The organism is Pseudomonas fluorescens, from assembly GCF_001902145.1.
In the GTDB taxonomy this organism is placed as follows: Bacteria; Pseudomonadota; Gammaproteobacteria; order Pseudomonadales; family Pseudomonadaceae; genus Aquipseudomonas; species Aquipseudomonas fluorescens_BV.
The window spans coordinates 457071-475458 of record NZ_MRST01000025.1; the positions used below are offsets into that span (position 1 = coordinate 457071).

The window sequence follows — 18388 nt, forward strand, 5'->3', positions numbered from 1 at the left end:
ACACTCAAACCTCTTCCCCTCCCGTCCATAGGGCTGCCCTCCATGCTTGTGATTCGCAGCGCGCTGCTCAGCCTGGCCCTGGCCGGTGCCGCCCTGGCGGACGTGCCGGCGCAATGGGACAGGATGACGGTGCGCGCCTACCACATCGACCCTGGCCCGCTCGGCGCCACGTTGTCGAGCTTTGCCGTGGACGCCGGTATTGCGCTGTCATTCCTCCCGGCACTCACCGAAGGCCTGACCAGCCCGGGATTATCCGGCCGTTACTCGCCCCAGGACGCCATTACCCACCTGTTGGCCGGCAGTGGCCTGGAAATGGTGCAGCGCAGCGACGGCAGTTACACCCTGGTGCCGCGCCAAGTCACGCTTTCGGACATCACCGTCAGCGCCACCGAGCAACGCACCAACGACCTGCCGCCGCTGTATGCCGGCGGCCAGGTAGCCACCGGCGGGCGCCTGGGCATGCTGGGCAATACGGACGTGATGGATGCCCCTTTCAGTGTCAGCACCTACACCGCCGCGCTGATCCAGGACCAACAGGCAACCACCGTGGGCAATGTGCTGGAGCGTGATTCCTCGGTGCGCTCCACCGGGCAGACGGGCGGGATTGTCGACTCGTTCTTCATCCGCGGTTTCCCGGTGGGTGAAGGCAACCTGGGAGAACTGGCGTTCGACGGCGTGTACGGGGTGGCCTCCAACTACCGGGTGTTTACCGACTACGCCGAGCGTATCGAAGTGGTCAAAGGCCCCGGTGCGCTGCTGTACGGCATGTCGCCCAACAGTGCCGTAGGCGGCGTGATCAACGTGGTGCCCAAGCGTTCCCTGGACGAAGACCTGACCCGCTACACCGCCAGCTACACCCAGGACGCGCAGCTCGGCAACCACCTCGATATCAGCCGGCGCTTTGGCGACGAGCGCCGCTTCGGCGTACGCCTCAACGCCAGCCTCCAGAACGGTGACACAGTGATTGACCAGCAGTCGCGCAATGTCGGCATTGGCGCACTGTCCCTGGACTACCAGGGCGAACGCCTGCGCACCAGCCTCGACCTGATCTCCCAGCAGGAGACACTCGACGCGGCGTCGCGCCCCTTCCTGATTGCTTCCGGCGTCGACCTCCCCAGCGCCGCCAACGGCCGCACCAACGTCAGCCAGGACTGGGGCTGGTCGCGCACGCGAGATAAATCCGCCCTGCTCAGCGGCGAATACGACCTCACCGACGCCATCACGCTGTTCGCCCATGCCGGGGGCGGCAGGTCGGCAGTGGCGCGTATGTCCGACCAGACGCCGACCATCGTCAACGCTGCCGGCGACACCTCGTCAATCCCCGGTTATTACCGTTTCAACGTGCAGCGCTACACGGTCGACGCCGGTGCACGGCTGCGCTTTGAGACCGGGCCCATCAGCCACAGCAGCACCGTGCAGGCCAGCCGTTATCGCGACGAGCTGTCACGGGGGATTATTTCCGGGGCACCGGTGCTGTCCAATCTCTACCACCCGGTCGACCGGCCCAAGCCCGTGATCGCCAAGCCCGCCACGCCGACAGTATCGGCCAGTGAACTGTCCGGCGTGGCCATCGCCGACACCTTGTCAGTGCTCGACCAGCGTGTGCAAGTCACCGTCGGCCTGCGCCAGCAGCGTATCCAGTCCAGCAACTACAACAGCGCAGGCGTGGCCACCAGCACCTACGACGATGGCAAGATCACGCCGCTGTTCGGCGCGGTGCTCAAGCCCTGGGAGCATGTGGCGTTCTACTACAACTATCTCGAAGGCCTGAGCAAGGGTGACGTGGCGCCTTCCAACGCCGCGAACGCCGGTGAGGTGTTTGCGCCTTACGTGTCCAAACAACATGAGGTCGGGGTCAAGGTCGACTACGGCACATTCATGTCGACCCTGGCGCTGTTCCAGATCCACAAGCCCAGCGGCGAGTTGGCCGCCGGGCGCTTCTCGGTACAGGGCGAACAGCGCAACCGTGGCCTGGAGCTCAATGTGTCTGGCGAAGTCGCCCACGGCATGCGCCTGCTTGGTGGCGTGACCCTGCTGGATGCACAACTGACCCACACCGCCATTGCCGCCAACACCGGCAACACACCGGTGGGCGTGCCCGACGTGCAAGCCAACCTGTGGGCCGAATGGGACACCCCGTGGGTCGAGGGCCTGACGCTTACCACAGGGGCGATTTATACCGGCAGCCAGTACGTCAACCAGGCCAACACCCAACAGCTCGATGCGTGGACCCGCTTCGACATCGGCGCACGCTACAGCACGCGGATCGCCGAGCACCCGACCACTCTGCGCGCCACGGTGCAGAACCTGTTCGACCGCGAGTACTGGTCGGGCGTCGCCTCCTACGGCGCGTTCTCCCAAGGCTCGCCGCGCACCCTCCTCCTCTCGGCCACGGTCGATTTCTGACACCTGCAAGGGCTTGATTCATGATCTGCATTGTTCGACGTTGCCACCTTCTAGCGGCGCTGCTGTTCACCGGGTTGCTGGGGGTAAGCCTGCCAACCATGGCGGCGCTGACCACCGTCACCGATCTGCTCGGACGCCAGGTCAAGGTCACGCTGCCGGTGCAGCGGGTGATTCTTGGCGAGGGCCGCCAGCTGTACCTGGTGGCTGCGCTGGACACGCACAACCCGATTGAACGGATCGTTGGCTGGCGCAAGGACCTGATCCAGTCCGACCCGGACACCTATAACGCTTACCTGCGCAAGTTTCCCGCCATCGCCAAGATCCCCACCTTCGGCGGCTTTGAAGACGGAACCTTCGATATCGAGCAGGCCATCTCGCAACGCCCCGACGTGATCATCCTCAATATCGAGGCGCAACATGCCACCGAAGACGCGCGCTATATCGAGAAGCTCGATGCCTTGGGCATCCCGGTGGTGTACGTGGACTTTCGCAACCAGCCGATGACCAACACCGAGCCGACCATGCGCCTGTTCGGCCAGTTGTTCGGCAAAGAGCAGCGGGCCGAGGAGTTTATTGCGTTTCGCAACCAGCAGATCCGCCGCGTGACCGACGTGATTGCGGCGCAGCAACCGGCGCGCCCGTCAGTGTTTATCGAGCGTATCGGTGGCTACACCGATGACTGCTGCCTGAGTTTCGGCAATGAAAACTTCGGCTTGTTCGTGCAGATGGCCGGCGGCGACAACATCGCCAAAGACATTATTCCCACCACCTTTGGCCAGTTGAACCCCGAACAGGTGATCGTGGCCAACCCTGACCAGGTCGTTGTCACCAGCGCCAATTGGGAGGCGTTTGCCCCTGGCGGGCATTGGGTCGGCGTGGGGCCGGGTGCCGACATGGCCCAAGCCCGAGCCAAGCTCGCGTGGTACACCCGGCGCCCCGCCTATGCCGGCATCAAGGCCCAGGGCCCGCAAGCCTTCCACGCCATTTGGCATCAGTTCTACAACAGCCCGTATCAGTTTGTGGCGATCCAGCAACTGGCCAAATGGTTTCATCCTGACCTGTTCGCCGACCTGGACCCGGACGCTGCGTTTCGAGAACTGCACGAACGCTTCCTGCCCGTGCCTTATGAACCGGGTTACTTCGTGAGCCTCAAGCCATGAGCGCCCCGACCTACCGCAGCCTGGTAGTGCGCAAACGCCTGATCCTCGTGGCCCTGGCGCTGCTGTTGCTGTGCAGTGTGCTGCTCGACCTGGCCCTGGGCCCGGCGCGCTACAGCCTCAGCGAAGTGCTCGGCGCCCTGTTCTCGCCGGACAACGCCGCGCCGCAGGTGCGTGTGGTGATGTGGGACATCCGCCTGCCCGTCGCACTGATGGCGGTCGCCGTGGGCGCCGCGTTGTCCCTGGCCGGGGCGCAGATGCAGACCATCCTCAACAACCCGCTGGCCAGCCCCTTCACCCTGGGCATTTCCGCCGCCGCCAGTTTCGGCGCGGCCATGGGCCTGGCGTTCGGTGTGGCGTTGTTTCCGCTGGCAGCGCAGTACATGGTGCCGGTCAACGCGTTCATCATGGCGATGCTCTCGGCACTGCTGATCCACTTCTTGAGCCTGCGTCGCGGGGTGACGGCCGAAACCATCGTGCTGCTGGGCATTGCCCTGGTCTTTACCTTCAACGCGCTGCTGGCCCTGGTGCAGTTTTTCGCCACCGAGCAAGCTGTGGCGGCCGTGGTGTTCTGGACCATGGGCAGCCTGACCAAAGCCACCTGGCCCAAGCTTGGGGTGATCTGCCTGATCATCCTGGTTACCCTGCCGATTTTCGCCAAACGCGCCTGGGCCCTGACCGCGCTGCGCCTGGGTGACGACAAGGCCGCCAGCTTCGGTATCAACGTGCGCAGCCTGCGCTTTCAAACGCTGGTCATGGTCAGCCTGCTCGCCTCATTCCCGGTCGCTTTTGTCGGCACCATCGGCTTTATCGGCCTGGTGGGCCCGCACATCGCGCGCATGTTGATTGGTGAGGACCAGCGTTTCTTCCTGCCCGCCTCGCTGCTCACCGGTGCATTGATTCTGTCGGCCAGTTCGGTGGTCAGCAAAACCCTGATTCCGGGGGCCATTTTTCCGATAGGCGTGGTCACATCACTGATCGGCGTGCCGTTTTTTATATCCCTGATCCTGGGCGGGAAGAAAAACTCATGGTAAGTCTCCAGTTGAAAGACCTCGGCGCCTGCTACGGCCAGCGCACCATCATCCGCGGCGTGAGCACCGCAGCCTTTGTCGGCGGCCAGGTGGTGGCGGTGGTCGGGCCCAACGCTGCCGGCAAATCCACCTTGTTCAAGCGCATGGCCGGGCTGCTCGACGGGCCGGGCGAGGTGCTGCTGCAGGGTTCGCAAAAAGGAGCGCAAGCCATCAGCTACATGCCCCAAGGGCTGAACGCCAGCGCCCGGTTGACGGTGTACGAATCGGTGCTGCTGGCGCGTAAACAACTGACGCCGGGGTGGGTGGTGCAAGACGATGAGCTGACGCTGGTCGACGAAATGCTCAGCGCCCTGGGCATCACCGGCCTGGCCTTTCGCAACCTGGGTGAACTCAGCGGCGGGCAGCAACAACTGGTGTCCATCGCCCAGACGCTGGTGCGCGAACCCGATGTGCTGCTGATGGACGAACCCACCAGCGCGCTCGATATGCATCGCCAGGTACAGGTACTGGATTTCATGCGCGCCCTGGCGCGCAAGCGCGAGGTGATTGTGTTTATCGCACTGCATGACCTTAACCAGGCGCTACGCTTTGCCGACCAGACACTGGTCATCGCCGACGGCACGGCCCAGGGCAGCGGGCCGAGCCATGCGGTGATCAACGAAGCGATGCTGCGCGAGGTTTACCAGGTACAGGCACGCATTGAATACTGCAGCCGTGGGCAGCCGTATATTCTGGTTGATGGGGTTGTGTGAATAGACCATGCGAAAGCATGGGTATCCACGATGCGAAGCGAGCCGCTCTTGATCTTGCTCTGCTTTTGATCTGCTTTTGCTCTTAGGCGCCCCGTTAAACCACGCTGGCCGAACGCAGGCTTGAATTCGTGGGTAACCCGGCAGGACGCCGGGTTAGCCGCCCCGCGCCATGGATGGCGCGTGGCGGCGGCCCATGGATTCAAGCCTGCGTTCGGGCACACCGAGCCTAGGCGAGGTGCCGAGTGGTGGGGCAAGAGCGTTTTGCTTACTTTTGCGCTTTTCAAAAGTGAGCCGCTGTAAAAGCGGAACCCTAGGTGGCCGTTACCGCAGGAATGGATATGTACGCGGTCAGATCCAACATCCCGGCCGGCTGTCAGGCCGCCTTCGCGAGCAAGCCCGCTCCCACAGTTGGATCGCGGTGCCTCAGGTAGTTAGGTGTCGGTTGGCAGGCCGCCATCGCAGGCAAGCCAGCTCCCACAGGGATCGCGGTACATCAGCCAAAATCGCGCATCGCGCCACTGTTTCTATAGCTCAATCCTCGCGAATACTTGCCTGATCCTCCGACTTATTGCCTACCGGCATAGATACCCCTTGCGCCGTGGTCTAGAGTCCAACAATGCGCGCGCGGCCAAGATGAAATACCGTCTCAACCCCGCCGCCACATCCCGTCGCCCACGAGCGACACCAGGGCATGCCACCGCGCACGTCCCTGATAAGAAAAAGCACCACCAACCGATGATCAGCAGGTGAGCCCGCATGGAATTACGTATCAACCAAAAGGCCTATCAGGTCGATGCCGACGCCGACACCCCGTTGTTGTGGGTGATCCGCGATAACCTGGGCATGACCGGCACCAAATACGGCTGCGGCCTGGCCCAGTGCGGCGCCTGTTCGGTGCTGGTGGACGGTAACGTGGTGCGCGCCTGCGTGACGCCCGTGGCCGGGGTGGTCGGTCGCGAGATCACCACCATCGAGGCCGTCGAGGCCGATGACGTGGGCAAGCGGGTCGTTGAAGCCTGGGTCAAACATCAAGTGGCGCAATGCGGTTACTGCCAGTCCGGTCAGGTGGTGGCGGCCACCGCGCTGCTCAAGCACACCCCCGCGCCGACCAAGGCGCAGATCGACGCGGCGATGGTCAACCTGTGCCGCTGCGGCACTTACAACGCCATCTATGCCGCCATGGATGACTTGGCCGCCGGGAAGGAGACCGCCTGATGAACACTAACGAGATCATTCCCGGCGTCACCCTGGGCGAACCGATCAACCTGTCCCGTCGCCGCTTCCTGGCCAGCACCGCCGTGGGCGCGCTGGTGATCGGTTTCGGCTTGCCGCTGGGCACCTCCCGCGTGCAAGCCGCGACCGCTGCCGCTGCTGAACGCGGCACTCAGGTGCCCGCCTTCCTGGAGATTCGCCCCGACGGTAGCGTGCGCTTGCTCAGCCCGTTCATGGAAGGCGGCCAAGGCACCCACACCGCCATGGCGCAGATCGTCGGTGAAGAGTTGGATGCCGACCCGGCCACGTTCATCGTCGAAGCGGCCCCGCCTGGGGAAGCTTACGTGGTGATGGAAAATGGCATGCGCATCACCGGCGGCAGCATGTCGGTGCGCATGAGCTACCCCACCATGCGCCGCCTCGGCGCCCTCGCCCGCGCGATGCTGATGCAAGCTGCCGCCGAGCAGCTGGGTGTGCCGGTGGCCCAACTGACCACCCAGCCCGGTCGCGTGGTGCACGCCGCGTCCGGTCGCTCCCTGGGCTACGGCGAACTGGCGGGACGCGCCCTGGATATGCCGGTGCCCGACTCGGCCAGCATTACCCTGCGCGACCCGAGCCAGTTCCGCTGGATCGGCAAGCCGGTCAAGCGCCTGGATGCCTATGACAAATCCACCGGCAAGGCGCAGTACACCATCGACCTGAAAATCGACGGCATGCTCCACGCGGCCGTCCAGCATGCGCCGCGCCTGGGCATGACCGTGGGCAGCCTGCGCAACCAGGCTCAGGTGCAAGCCATGAAAGGCGTGCATTCGGTTCACACCCTGCCCGGCGCCGTAGCTGTGGTAGCTGAACGTTGGTGGCATGCCAAGCGGGCCGTCGAAGCCATCCAGGTGGAATGGCTTGAAGCTGCCGCCGACTCCACCGTGCGGGCGATGCCAGCGGATTTTTCCAGCGACAAGTACCGCGACTTCCTCGCCGCCCAGCAGGGCCCGGCCCGCGATGACGAAAACGAAGGCGATGTGGCCGGCGCACTGGCCAGCGCCAAGACCCGTGTCGACGCCACCTACCACAACCAGTACCTCAACCATGCCCAGCTGGAACCGCCTTCAGCCCTGGCACGCTTTAACCCCGACGGTACGCTGGAGGTGTGGCTGCCCAACCAGGCGCCGGATATGTTTCGCGCCGACATCGCCAAGCGCACCGGTCTGAGCATTGAGCAAATCACCCTGCACTCACCGCTGCTGGGCGGCTTTTTTGGCCGGCACTTCCTGTATGACTCCGCCAACCCTTACCCGCAAGCCATTGCGCTGGCCAAGGCGGTCGGCCGCCCGATCAAGCTGATCTGGAGCCGTGAAGAAGAGTTCGTGCGCGATGTATTGCGCCCCGTCGCTGTGGTCAAGTTCCGCGCCGCGCTGGATGACAAAGGCCTGCCCGTGGCCATCGAAGCCGTGAGCGCCACCGAAGGACCCACCGAAGCCATCGCCGGCAAACAGGGCGATGCCATCGACCCTACCGCCCTGGAAGGCTTGTCGGGCAAGAGCTACGCGATCCCGAACAAACGCATCGCACAGATTTACGTCAAGGGCCCGGCCATGCTCGGTTACTGGCGTTCGGTGGGCAATTCGCTCAATGACTTCTTCTACGAGGCGTTCCTGGACGAGTTGGCCGACAAAGGCGGCCATGACCCCTATGAACTGCGCCTGCACCTGCTGCGCGACAACCCGCGCCTGACCACGCTGTTGCAAGCGGCCGGCGAGCTGTCCGGCGGTTGGAAGCGTGGGCCCTACACCGCCGAAGACGGCACCCGCCGTGCACGCGGCGTAGCCATGGCCTCGCCGTTTGGCTCCCATGCGGCGGTGGTGGCTGAAGTGTCGATCGAGAACGGCCAGGTCAAGGTTCATCACATCTGGGAAGCGATTGACCCAGGCAGCGTCGTCAACCCGGCGATCGTCGAGGCGCAGGTCAACGGTGCCGTGGCCTTGGGCCTGTCGCAAACCCTGTTGGAGGAAGCGGTGTACGTGGACGGCAAGCCACGGGCGCGCAACTACGATCTCTACCCGGTGCTGCCGCCTTCGCGCATGGCGCAGGTACACGTGAAGATCGTCGAGAGCGGAGAAAAAATGGGCGGTATCGGCGAACCGCCGTTGCCGGCCGTGGCCCCCGCCGTGGCGAATGCCGTGGCGCAATTGACCGGCCAGCGCATCCGCAGTCTGCCTTTGAGCCGCTACACCTTCAGCTAACCGACAGGGAATGCCCATGAATAACCGCCGATTCGCAAGAACCGCAGGGTGGCTGGTGCTGCCCTGCTTGGTCGCCGCCGGCCTGTTGGCCTGGTATGTCACCCGCGAGCCTGCCTCGCCTTTTGAAGCGCAACAGGCCACGAGTTTCGACCCTGCACTGGTCAGTCGCGGCGAATACGTCGCGCGGGTAAGTGACTGTGTGGCCTGCCACAGCCTGGCCGGCAAGCAGCCTTTCGCCGGTGGCCTGGAAATGGCCACGCCGCTGGGGGCGATCCACGCCACCAACATCACCCCCGACCGCGAGCATGGCATCGGCACCTATAGCCTGGCCGACTTCGACCGCGCCGTACGCCACGGCGTAGCGCCGGGTGGGCGACGGCTCTACCCGGCCATGCCCTACCCGTCGTATGTGAAGCTCAGCGACGACGACATCCAGGCGCTGTACGCGTTTTTCATGAAAGGCGTGCAACCGGCCAACCAGCCTAATATCCCCAGCGACATTCCCTGGCCGCTCAACCTGCGTTGGCCCATCGCCCTGTGGAACGGTGTGTTTGCACCCACCGCGACCTATGCCGCCAAGCCCGGCCAGGACGCGCTGTGGAACCGCGGCGCGTATATCGTCCAAGGCCCCGGCCACTGCGGCAGTTGCCACACGCCACGCGGGCTGGCCTTCAATGAGAAAGCCCTGGACGAATCCGGCGCGCCATTCCTTGCCGGTGCCCTGCTCGACGGCTGGTACGCGCCCAGCCTGCGCCAGGACCACAACACCGGCCTGGGGCGCTGGAGTGAGGAACAGATCGTGCAGTTCCTCAAGACCGGTCGCAACCAGCATGCGGTGGTCTACGGCTCGATGACCGAAGCCTTCAACAACTCCACGCAGTTCATGCAGGACGATGACCTGGCCGCGATCGCTCGCTATCTCAAGTCATTGCCCGGCGACCCGCAGCGCGACGGCAGCCCCTGGCAATATCAGCCGGTAACGGCGCGCTCGGATGTCCCCGGTGCCCACACGTACGCCACACGCTGCGCCTCCTGCCATGGCCTCGACGGCAAAGGCCAGCCCGACTGGATGCCGCCCCTGGCCGGCGCCACCTCGGCCCTGGCCAAGGAAAACGCCTCCGCGATCAACATCACCCTCAACGGCTCGCAACGAGTGGTTACCGCCGGCCTGCCGGACGCCTACCGCATGCCAGCGTTTCGTGAGCAACTGTCCGACCAGGAAATTGCCGACGTGCTGAGCTACGTGCGCGGTACCTGGGGCAACCACGGCGACGCAGTCGATGCGAAGGCCGTGGGCAAGTTGCGCGGGCATACTGACCCGGCGAGCAGTAGCCCGATCATCCTGCATATGCGTTGACCGGTCGCCGCGATCCCCTGTGGGAGCTGGCTTGCCTGCGATGCAAACACCTCGGTTCCTCAGGTAAACCGAGTGGATGCATTCGCAGGCAAGCCAGCTCCCACATTCGGGCGATGTGTATCAGTGAGATAAGCGTCGGCTGGATGGACGGCTTATTTGTTCTCGTCCGCCTTGCCTTCCTGCATCTGCACCGACGACTGGGTACCACTGTTGTTGTCTTTAGTGGCGTTGTCGGCGTTGTCAAAACAGCCGTGCAGCAAGAACGCGCTGCACAGGCCCAGGCACATATAGAGCTTCTTCATGATGATTCACCTGCTGGCGAGTGGGGGATATCCGCGTGACGAAAGCAACATTCGTCCGCCCATGATCTATCTGTCTGGTACCGCGGCGCGTGCGTTCAAAAAACCGACCCTTGGCTGACGAATGGAGCCCGCGTTTTATTCAAACGGGATGACCGAGATCTTCCCATTGCGCTCAAGAATCGCAAAGCGGATCTGCTTGATCTCGACAAGCCCGTGGTTGGACCGGGCCGCCTCGAGAATGTCGCCCTCATCCAGGCGCGCATGCTTGAGGCGTTTATGCAGCACCTGGCCTTGCTCGACCAGCACCGTTGGCCCGCCATCGAGCACGCGTGCGAACCAGGCTGAACGCTGCTTGACCAGCGAGAAGCCAATGTCGATGGCAATCAGGGTGGCGATGACCAGCACGGCATTGGTCATCGAGAAATCTTCGCCCAGCAACGCCTGTTGGGTGGCTTCGCCGATGACCATCAACAGCACCAGGTCGAAGGTGGTGAGTTCGGCCAGCGTGCGCCTGCCGGCAACCTTGAACAGCACCAGCAGCACCAGGTAGATCGCCACAGCCCGCAGCACAGAGTCCATGGTTGCCCCTCGGAATATTGAATGGGAAACACCGATTGATACGGATTAGGTGACCACCGCGCCGCTCAGGTTCATTCTTTCGACACTTCCCAGTCACCATCTAAAAAGATGATGGTTCCAGCGCAACTGAATCGTTGAAATGATCGAAATTTCGACAGCAAACCAATGGAGACCGGGGCGCTTGAAGCGGGTCACACCTCTATACCGATCACGCTGAAGAAGGAACCCTGTCATGAACGACTCACAACGCGCCTGGGAATTGGCCATGGTGTTGATTGCCAATGGCCGGATTCCCTTTGACCCGGCCAACCCGGGTGGGTCGGTGAAAATCCTGTCCAAGCATTTGCAAGCGCTGGAAGCAGCACTGCGTGAACAGGCCACAGACCCAGCCACACATGAGCGCCTGGGCAAGAACAGCAGCCGCAGGCCCTCATTAGTGTGTGCCGACTAAACCTCAGGCTTTGGTTCGGCTACAACCTATCCGGCTCGGCAACTGGCCCTGCTTGGCTTTCAGCGTGGCTTGCAACGCTTGCGGCAAAGTGCTCCAGAACGTCAGCCCGGAGCGCTCTTCGATGTGGTCGACGGTGACCTGGTAATCGCAGAAATCTGCGCCCTTGGGGGTTTCCTGGTTCATCACAAACGAGGCGTACAGGCCTGTTTGCGGCGAACTGCCGATGAAGATGATTTTCCAGTAGCCGCTGGGGATCGTGTGCACTTTGTTCGTGCCCGGCAACGTGCCGACGAAGTGCTCATACAGCGGCCCGGTAGCCACATACACCTGATCGACGCCTGGCTCCTTGCTGAGGTTGCGTTCCTGGTCTTCCAGGCGCGCCCACGGCCCCTGGTTGAGCTCGGCCTTTTGCGGGGTGATGTTCGACAGGTAGTTGAGTGTTTGCCAGTCGGCCACCCCCGCCATCGACGCCAGATTGGCCTGATGCCCACGGTCGATTTTTAGCGCGACGTTGGCGCCGTTGTAATCCACCGGGTCCAGGGTTTCCCCGGCTGGAATATCCGGGTCGGTGCGCCAGTCACGGGAGCGCCCGCTGGCCGCGGTGGCCTTGGTGATCTTGTAGGACACCCAATTGGCAAACTTGGTCGAGCCATTATTATTCAGCGTGTAGGCCTGGCGGTTCAACGTCACTGGGCTACCGCCGGTGGGGCAGCCGACCGCGCAGTTATCGAGCGGCAAGGGTGGCGCAGGGAGGACGGCGGACTGGCGTGTGGGCGTGGTACAGGCGGCCATCAACGGGATCAACGAAAACGCCAGGTACTTTAACGATGTGCTTCCTTGCATGGTGTTACTCCTTGGGATGAATCTTTTAAAAGACTGAATGGCCTCGGCCGATGCGCTTCCTGCGCAAGCCGAAATAACCATTGGATCACATAAACATTTCTAAACAACGACCGCAACCAGGCCGACAAACGTAACCCCTTCGCGCCCCATAACTGTGCTATCCATAACGCCGCCCATTGGCTGGCGATAGCACCACCTCATCAATGCACAAGGAACTTACACATGAGTGAGAAACCGGCAATTGTCTTGGTCCATGGTTTTTGGGGCGGTGCGGCGCACTGGAATCGGGTGATTATCGAGCTGCACAACAAGGGCTATACCGATTTGCATGCGGTGGAGATGCCGCTGACCTCGCTGGCCGACGATGCCGAGCGTACCCGCAAGATGGTTGCGCAAATCAAAGGCCCGGTGTTGTTGGTGGGGCATTCCTATGGCGGCGCCGTCATCACTCAGGCGGGTAATGAACCGAATGTCGCAGGCCTGGTGTACATCGCGGCATTCGCCCCCGATGACGGCGAAAGCCCAGGCGGCATCACCCAGGAACATCTGCCAGAAGCCGCCCCCAACCTGGCCCCCGATAGCGACGGTTATCTGTGGGTCAAGCCTGAACAATTCCACGACAGCTTCTGCCAGGACTTGCCCCGGCAAGAAGGCCAGGTCATGGGCGTCACCCAAAAGGCCCCGCTGGCCAGCACCTTTGGCGATGTGATCAGCAACCCGGCGTGGAAGAACAAACCGTCCTGGTACCAGATTTCGAGCCAGGACCGCATGATCCATCCCGACAATCAGGTGCGCATGGCCAAACGCCTGGGCGCTCGGGAGACCATCACCCTGGATGCCAGCCACGCTTCCCTGGCGTCCAGGCCGGTAGAGGTCGCCGCGTTTATCGATAAGGCGGCGCGTTCGTTGTAGTGATGATGTGATCAAGCGCGGGGGTAATGAAGTGTTCAAACAGAGGATGCTCAACGACCATGGCTGAATACCTTCTGCCCCCCGCGGCCCCACACTGGCTGATCCGCCAAGCCACCCCCGACGATGTGCATGCCTTGGCCGCACTGGATGCCTACGCAACCGAGCATGCCAGCCGTCGCGTGTTTATCTATGACGCCGTGGTTCGCCAGCAATGTCTGGTAGCCGCCGACGCTAACGTGTGCGCCGGCTACCTGGTGCTCACCCACGATTTTTTCAACCATGGGTTTATTGCCCTGGTGGTGGTTTCATCGCTGTACCAGCGCCAGGGCGTCGCCCTTCGTCTGCTGGCAGCAGCCGAAGCAGCCTGCAAGACGCCCAAGCTGTTCGCGTCGACCAATGCCTCCAACGGCGCGGCGCAGGCCCTGATGATGAAAGCTGGGTTTATTCCCAGTGGCCAGATCGAGAATCTGGACGACGATGACCCTGAATACGTTTACGTCAAATTCGTCCATTGATCCCGCTCAGGCCCAGGCAATCACCCGCGCGGCCAGGTAAAGGCCCACCCCAAACACCCCATGGTTGATCACACTGCGCAGGCGATTCTTGCCTGGCTCGGCTGTCTTGGAGGATGCAAACCCGGCCCCCATCGCAGGCTGTATCACCAACAGCGGGACGGCCACTGTCACCACACCCAGTATCAGTGCCGGCAAAATGGTGGGGGCCTGCAGCCAGGCAATCCCTTCAACCCAAACCAGCGTTATCGCAAAAACAACGCCAGTGACGTAATGCGCGACCCAGCCCAGGGCCACCTCACCTCGAACGGATGACGCTTGTCCTATGCTGGCGTGAACAAGCCGCCCTTGGCACGCATGACCGACCCAACGCCCCACAAACGCGAAATTCAGCGTCGGAACGCCGAGAGCCTTCATTAACAGCATCCACATATCCATCACGGCGGTAGCTCCTGCCCCCAACAACACAACCTGTGCGACCACTTCCAGCGCTGCCATATCCACCTCTTATTCATGGATCTATTGAACGTGCGCAGGCATCATAGAAGTTGAAGTCAACTTCAAGTCAATGGTTGCCAATGGATATCGCAGAGGTCGTCAAGCGCACGGGAGTCCCTGCCCATACATTGCGTTTTTATGAGAAGAAAGGCTTGATCACCTCAATCAGCCCACCCGGTATTCGTCGCCAGTTTCCGGCAGCGGTGATTGAGCAGTTAGCGCTGATTGCACTTGGGCAGGCGGGTGGACTTTCGCTGGATGAAATACAGGCCATGCTATCCCCAAACGGCCAGGCTGATGTGGACAGAGCGGTGCTACTGGCCAAGGCCGACGAGATTGATGCGACGGTCAGGCAACTGCGCGCCATGAGTCGTGGCTTGCGGCACGCGGCAGCCTGCCCTGCGCCTGATCACGCGCAATGCCCGAACTTTCGTCGGCTGCTCAAAATCGCTGCCGCGGGGGTCTTTAAACGCGACACCGCCCACCGTCCCGCCGGTGTTCACCCTGCTAACTCAAACGTTGAGGCCGTATGATTCGCGACTTTCGAAACGCTGATGTGGAACCTGTGCTGGACATCTGGTTGCAAGCGTCAATCCTGGCCCACCACTTCATCGCCCCTGAGTTCTGGCATGAACAATTGGGCGCCATGCGCGAGATCTACCTACCAAGCGCCGTGACACGCGTGTTTGAGGTCCATGGAAAAGTCAGGGGGTTCAGTTGTGTATCTGAAGACACCTTGGCAGCGCTATTTGTCTCACCTGGCCATCAGGGTGGTGGCGTAGGCACGCAGTTGCTGGAGGATGCCATGGGGTCTAGAGCCGCTCTTCAACTGAGCGTGTATTCGCAGAATGTTGCCAGCATTCATTTCTACCAAAAGCACGGATTTCTTGTCCTCAGCGAACAGCGGGACGAACACACGGGTCACCTTGAAAAGGTGATGCGCTGGGTATCTGATCGCTCACCCAACCCACGGCCCTGACCCGATGATCAGGCAAGATCAGCGGACTGGCCGGGGCAGCGCTACGCGGGAACCTTTTCTTGAATGCACAATCTGTGGTTCACCCTTTTGAACCGATCGAGACCCTGCGCATGCTTGTGAAAAAAGCCGTCCTTTGCCTTGCACTGCTAAGTGCGGGCTTTATCGCAGGTTATGCCGCAAAACCCACCCCGCAGCTGCAAGTCACCGCTGGCCAACTGATGGAGTGCGGTGAACTCATGATCCCGACGCTTGGGATGTGAGCCGCGCATACCCAGGTAAAAGCCGTTTCAGCCGCCCGAAGTCACGTCCGCAGGATGCACGTTGAACCCATTGCGCCCCGCCGCCTTTGCACCGTAAAGCGCTGTATCCGCAGCCTCCACCAGCCCCAACACCGGCTCCAGCCGTGAGCCCATGCCCGTCGCAACGCCGATACTCACACTCACACGCCCGAAGGGGCTGCCTGGGTGTGTGATGTTTTCCTGCTGCATGCGCGTAAGGATGCGTTGCGCAACCACCGCCGCCCCTGTGCTGTCAGTCGCGGGCATGATGATCGCCATTTCTTCTCCGCCATAACGCGCCACCAGGTCCGAAGGTCGCCGCACGCATGTTTCCAACAACGTGCTGACCGCCTGCAAGCAAGCATCTCCCGCGACGTGACCAAAGGCATCGTTGAAGCGTTTGAAATGGTCGATATCGATCATCAGCAACGCCAGCGACGTACCCTCGCGCTGCGCCCGGCGCGCTTCCACGGCCAGCGTTTCGTCAAAACAGCGGCGGTTGGCCAGGCCGGTCAACGCGTCCTTCTTCGCCAAGAGCGCCAACTGCCGATTGGAGTCGAGCAACTGTTGCTGGGCGACACGCAACGCCTCTTCCGCCGCCGTTCGCCTGCGGATATCCAGGATCAGAAACCAGCCGATCAGCCCCGTCAGCCCCAACAGCCCCACCACCACAACCGCTGACAGCGCCGCTTCGATGCGCCACGCCGCAAGGGCTTCGTGCTTGCCCAACGCGACTGTGGTGATCAGCGGCAGGGTTTCGCTTTTGCGAAAGGCATAGAGCCGCTCTACCCCGTCCAGGCTGGAGGTATAGGCCGCAGTGCCCACAGGCTGGTCGACGAGGTACTTGGAATAAATAGGCGAGGTGGAAAAGTTGCGGCCCATGTCCTGCTCGCGGAAGGGGTAACGCACCAGCAACGTGCCGTCCGCGTAGGACAGGCCGATGGCGCCCTCCTGGCCTACATCGAGTTTGCCGAATACCCGCAGAAAGTTTTCCACCCCCAGGGTCACGGCGACCACGCCGGCGAAGTTGCCCGCCGCGTCGTTGAAACGGCGGCTGATGGTCACTACCCATTCATGGTTGGCGCGGCTTTGAATCGGCGGGCCAATAAAAGGTTCAGCGCTCGGATCGCCGCGATGGTGGATGAAATAGGCCCGATCACTGCTATTGGCGCCCTCCGGAATCGCGCGATTGGAGGACAGCAGCCACCGGCCCTGAGGATCATAAATGGTGATGCCGCTCAGCTGCGGCATCAGCGGCTGCTGTCGGTTGATCAGCGTACTGATTCGCTGGATTTGCACCGGGCCACTGCCTTCGGCTTCCAGGCGCTCAACCAGCCCCAGCAACAGCAACGAGCTTTGCCGCACGATGCCTTCGGTATAGGTGTTAAGGGCCTGGGTCAGGTTCAAGCCATGCACATCCACTTCCGCCAGCGCACGGTCGCGGGAAGACAGGACTTTCCAAATCGTCAGCGAAGTCAGGGAACAGCCGATCACCAACAGCAACAGCATCACAAGACGGGTATCACGCTTCACGTCAGCACCTTAAGGAAGTCCGGTTTCCATTCCAGCCATCATTCGAACGTCGGTACTCACAGGGGCAACCGGTTCCAGAGTGCCAGCATACAAGCAGTCTGTGGAGGGCGCAGCAACAGAGTGCGCGGTTGCCCTTGCCGGCGGAGCCGCATCAGGCACGGCGCAACGCCCGGGCGCAAAGCAACGTTCACGATCAGGGCCAAGGGGGACGCTAAGCGGAGCGGCAAAAATGCTATTAATTCAATATCAAACCACCCATATCTTTAATAAAACTTATACGCAACGGCGTAACAGAAGCCCACTTGTATAAGTTTTTTAACACACACTACCGTTCATCGCCGTTTATGAAAAATTTCAAAACATCCAGGCACCCGCCCTTATCAGAGAAGATGTCCGTTGCATAAATGGGCAACTAGCGAAACGACATTTCAAACTAGGAGTATTGTTATGACGACGAGCAATAAAAACCCTGGAAACTTTGCCAACGATCGCGAAAAAGCATCGCAGGCGGGTAAGAAAGGTGGACAGGCCTCTGGCGGCAACTTCGCCAATGATCGCGAAAAAGCTTCAGAAGCCGGGCGTAAAGGCGGCCAGAACAGCCATGGTGGTGGACGCAAGTCCTGACGAGGCGGTCAGTACCGCTGTTCCGCTTGTTAAAAAGGGCATTAATCATGCGCGCGTCAACTGATAATCAGCGCGGCGAGTTTTCTCGCCAACCGATTGTAGAAATGCAAACTAAAGCAAGGTCCGGCCTACGTTCTAATACGTCAGCGTGTTATGAACATCAGCAACTTGCCGAACAAGCCGAAGCAACGATAAGCGCATCTAAAACGCCACCCCTGTGCGAGAGGCACTTGTAATCGTGCATCTTAATGCACGCCCGGAGTGCAAGTTTCCAGCACAATCGAAGTGAACGTTACATTACCGACATAACGACGAGGTAACTGAACATGACTACTCGAGACAAGCAAGGCCAAATGAGCGTCAGCGAAGCCGGCAAAAAAGGCGGCGAAGCCACTTCTGCGTCGCATGACAAAGAGTTCTACCAGGAGATTGGCAGCAAAGGTGGCCAAAACAGTGGCGGGAACTTCAAGAATGATCCCGAACGCGCCGCTGAAGCCGGCAGCAAAGGCGGCCAGAACAGCGGCGGCAATTTCAAGAACGACCCCGAACGCGCCGCCGAGGCCGGCAGCAAAGGTGGCCAGAACAGTGGCGGCAATTTCGCCAACGACCGCGAAAAAGCTTCCGAAGCCGGGCGTAAAGGTGGCGAACACAGCCACGGCGGCGGACGCAAAAGCTGATGTGCTTGATGCAGGGGAGCAATGCTCCCCTGCTTTCATTGATGA

Annotated in this window: 20 protein-coding genes; 15 read left to right on the forward strand and 5 right to left on the reverse strand. The window is 61.6% G+C overall.

What is annotated here, in order from left to right; genetic code table 11:
* Nucleotides 1–42: 42 nt before the first annotated feature.
* From BUE92_RS18435 to BUE92_RS18465, 7 genes are all read left to right on the forward strand, one after another.
* Complete coding sequence (locus tag BUE92_RS18435; RefSeq protein WP_073525548.1) at nucleotides 43–2406, forward strand: TonB-dependent receptor; 2364 nt, start codon at nucleotides 43–45, stop codon at nucleotides 2404–2406.
* 20 nt (nucleotides 2407–2426) lie between these two features.
* Nucleotides 2427–3566 (forward strand): ABC transporter substrate-binding protein, encoded by a 1140-nt coding sequence (locus BUE92_RS18440; protein ID WP_073525551.1) that lies wholly within the window; start codon nucleotides 2427–2429, stop codon nucleotides 3564–3566.
* Nucleotides 3563–4597: a FecCD family ABC transporter permease gene (locus tag BUE92_RS18445; RefSeq protein ID WP_073525554.1), complete on the forward strand. Its 1035-nt coding sequence runs from the start codon at nucleotides 3563–3565 to the stop codon at nucleotides 4595–4597. Before BUE92_RS18440 ends, BUE92_RS18445 begins: the two co-directional genes overlap by 4 nt.
* The gene (locus BUE92_RS18450; RefSeq protein ID WP_073525556.1) at nucleotides 4591–5346 is read left to right on the forward strand and encodes an ABC transporter ATP-binding protein; all 756 of its coding nucleotides are present in this window, start codon (nucleotides 4591–4593) and stop codon (nucleotides 5344–5346) included. Before BUE92_RS18445 ends, BUE92_RS18450 begins: the two co-directional genes overlap by 7 nt.
* Before the next feature lie 756 nt (nucleotides 5347–6102).
* On the forward strand, nucleotides 6103–6561 hold the full coding sequence (locus tag BUE92_RS18455) for a (2Fe-2S)-binding protein (protein ID WP_073525558.1): 459 nt from the start codon (nucleotides 6103–6105) through the stop codon (nucleotides 6559–6561).
* On the forward strand, nucleotides 6561–8798 hold the full coding sequence (locus BUE92_RS18460; RefSeq protein ID WP_073525560.1) for a xanthine dehydrogenase family protein molybdopterin-binding subunit: 2238 nt from the start codon (nucleotides 6561–6563) through the stop codon (nucleotides 8796–8798). Before BUE92_RS18455 ends, BUE92_RS18460 begins: the two co-directional genes overlap by 1 nt.
* Before the next feature lie 16 nt (nucleotides 8799–8814).
* Entirely contained in the window at nucleotides 8815–10155 is a 1341-nt protein-coding gene (locus tag BUE92_RS18465; protein ID WP_073525563.1) for a c-type cytochrome, read from the forward strand.
* A 152-nt stretch (nucleotides 10156–10307) separates the two neighbouring features.
* Here the strand turns inward: BUE92_RS18465 and BUE92_RS28520 are convergent, their stop codons facing one another.
* Together BUE92_RS28520 and BUE92_RS18470 are read right to left on the reverse strand one after the other, a co-directional pair.
* Nucleotides 10308–10457: a hypothetical protein gene (locus BUE92_RS28520; protein WP_178380724.1), complete on the reverse strand. Its 150-nt coding sequence runs from the start codon at nucleotides 10455–10457 to the stop codon at nucleotides 10308–10310.
* A 135-nt stretch (nucleotides 10458–10592) separates the two neighbouring features.
* On the reverse strand, nucleotides 10593–11036 hold the full coding sequence (locus BUE92_RS18470) for a DUF421 domain-containing protein (RefSeq protein ID WP_073525565.1): 444 nt from the start codon (nucleotides 11034–11036) through the stop codon (nucleotides 10593–10595).
* 232 nt (nucleotides 11037–11268) lie between these two features.
* Between BUE92_RS18470 and BUE92_RS18475 the strand changes: the two genes are divergently transcribed.
* Nucleotides 11269–11487 carry a hypothetical protein gene (locus BUE92_RS18475; protein WP_073525567.1) on the forward strand — a complete coding sequence of 73 codons (219 nt, stop codon included), beginning with the start codon at nucleotides 11269–11271 and terminating at the stop codon, nucleotides 11485–11487.
* 3 nt (nucleotides 11488–11490) lie between these two features.
* On the opposite strand, the gene BUE92_RS18480 is transcribed toward BUE92_RS18475, so the two are convergent.
* Entirely contained in the window at nucleotides 11491–12330 is an 840-nt protein-coding gene (locus BUE92_RS18480; protein WP_073525568.1) for a DNA/RNA non-specific endonuclease, read from the reverse strand.
* A 222-nt stretch (nucleotides 12331–12552) separates the two neighbouring features.
* On the opposite strand from BUE92_RS18480, the gene BUE92_RS18485 reads away from it, so the two are divergent.
* A complete protein-coding gene (locus BUE92_RS18485) occupies nucleotides 12553–13242 on the forward strand; it encodes an alpha/beta hydrolase (RefSeq protein ID WP_073525569.1) in 690 nt (229 codons plus the stop codon).
* A gap of 59 nt (nucleotides 13243–13301) precedes the next feature.
* Nucleotides 13302–13757, forward strand: coding sequence for a GNAT family N-acetyltransferase (locus BUE92_RS18490; RefSeq protein ID WP_073525570.1), 456 nt, complete (start codon nucleotides 13302–13304; stop codon nucleotides 13755–13757).
* Between the two features lie 6 nt (nucleotides 13758–13763).
* Here the strand turns inward: BUE92_RS18490 and BUE92_RS18495 are convergent, their stop codons facing one another.
* The gene (locus BUE92_RS18495) at nucleotides 13764–14252 is read right to left on the reverse strand and encodes a DUF2938 domain-containing protein (protein ID WP_073525571.1); all 489 of its coding nucleotides are present in this window, start codon (nucleotides 14250–14252) and stop codon (nucleotides 13764–13766) included.
* A gap of 80 nt (nucleotides 14253–14332) precedes the next feature.
* Here BUE92_RS18495 and BUE92_RS18500 point away from each other — a divergent pair, with 80 nt between their 5' ends.
* Genes BUE92_RS18500 through BUE92_RS28110 form a run of 3 tightly spaced genes read left to right on the forward strand, consistent with a single transcriptional unit; the run spans nucleotide 14333 to nucleotide 15491 of the window.
* Nucleotides 14333–14785 carry a helix-turn-helix domain-containing protein gene (locus BUE92_RS18500; RefSeq protein ID WP_073525572.1) on the forward strand — a complete coding sequence of 151 codons (453 nt, stop codon included), beginning with the start codon at nucleotides 14333–14335 and terminating at the stop codon, nucleotides 14783–14785.
* Entirely contained in the window at nucleotides 14782–15231 is a 450-nt protein-coding gene (locus BUE92_RS18505) for a GNAT family N-acetyltransferase (protein ID WP_073525573.1), read from the forward strand. Before BUE92_RS18500 ends, BUE92_RS18505 begins: the two co-directional genes overlap by 4 nt.
* Nucleotides 15232–15290: 59 nt before the next feature.
* Entirely contained in the window at nucleotides 15291–15491 is a 201-nt protein-coding gene (locus tag BUE92_RS28110) for a hypothetical protein (RefSeq protein ID WP_143170001.1), read from the forward strand.
* Between the two features lie 27 nt (nucleotides 15492–15518).
* On the opposite strand, the gene BUE92_RS18510 is transcribed toward BUE92_RS28110, so the two are convergent.
* Nucleotides 15519–17042, reverse strand: a complete 1524-nt coding sequence (locus BUE92_RS18510) for a sensor domain-containing diguanylate cyclase (RefSeq protein WP_073525575.1) — start codon at nucleotides 17040–17042, stop codon at nucleotides 15519–15521.
* Nucleotides 17043–17489: 447 nt separating this feature from the next.
* Here BUE92_RS18510 and BUE92_RS18515 point away from each other — a divergent pair, with 447 nt between their 5' ends.
* Nucleotides 17490–17666, forward strand: coding sequence for a general stress protein (locus BUE92_RS18515; protein WP_003190478.1), 177 nt, complete (start codon nucleotides 17490–17492; stop codon nucleotides 17664–17666).
* 326 nt (nucleotides 17667–17992) lie between these two features.
* Nucleotides 17993–18343, forward strand: a complete 351-nt coding sequence (locus BUE92_RS18520; protein WP_073525577.1) for a general stress protein — start codon at nucleotides 17993–17995, stop codon at nucleotides 18341–18343.
* Nucleotides 18344–18388 lie beyond the last annotated feature (45 nt).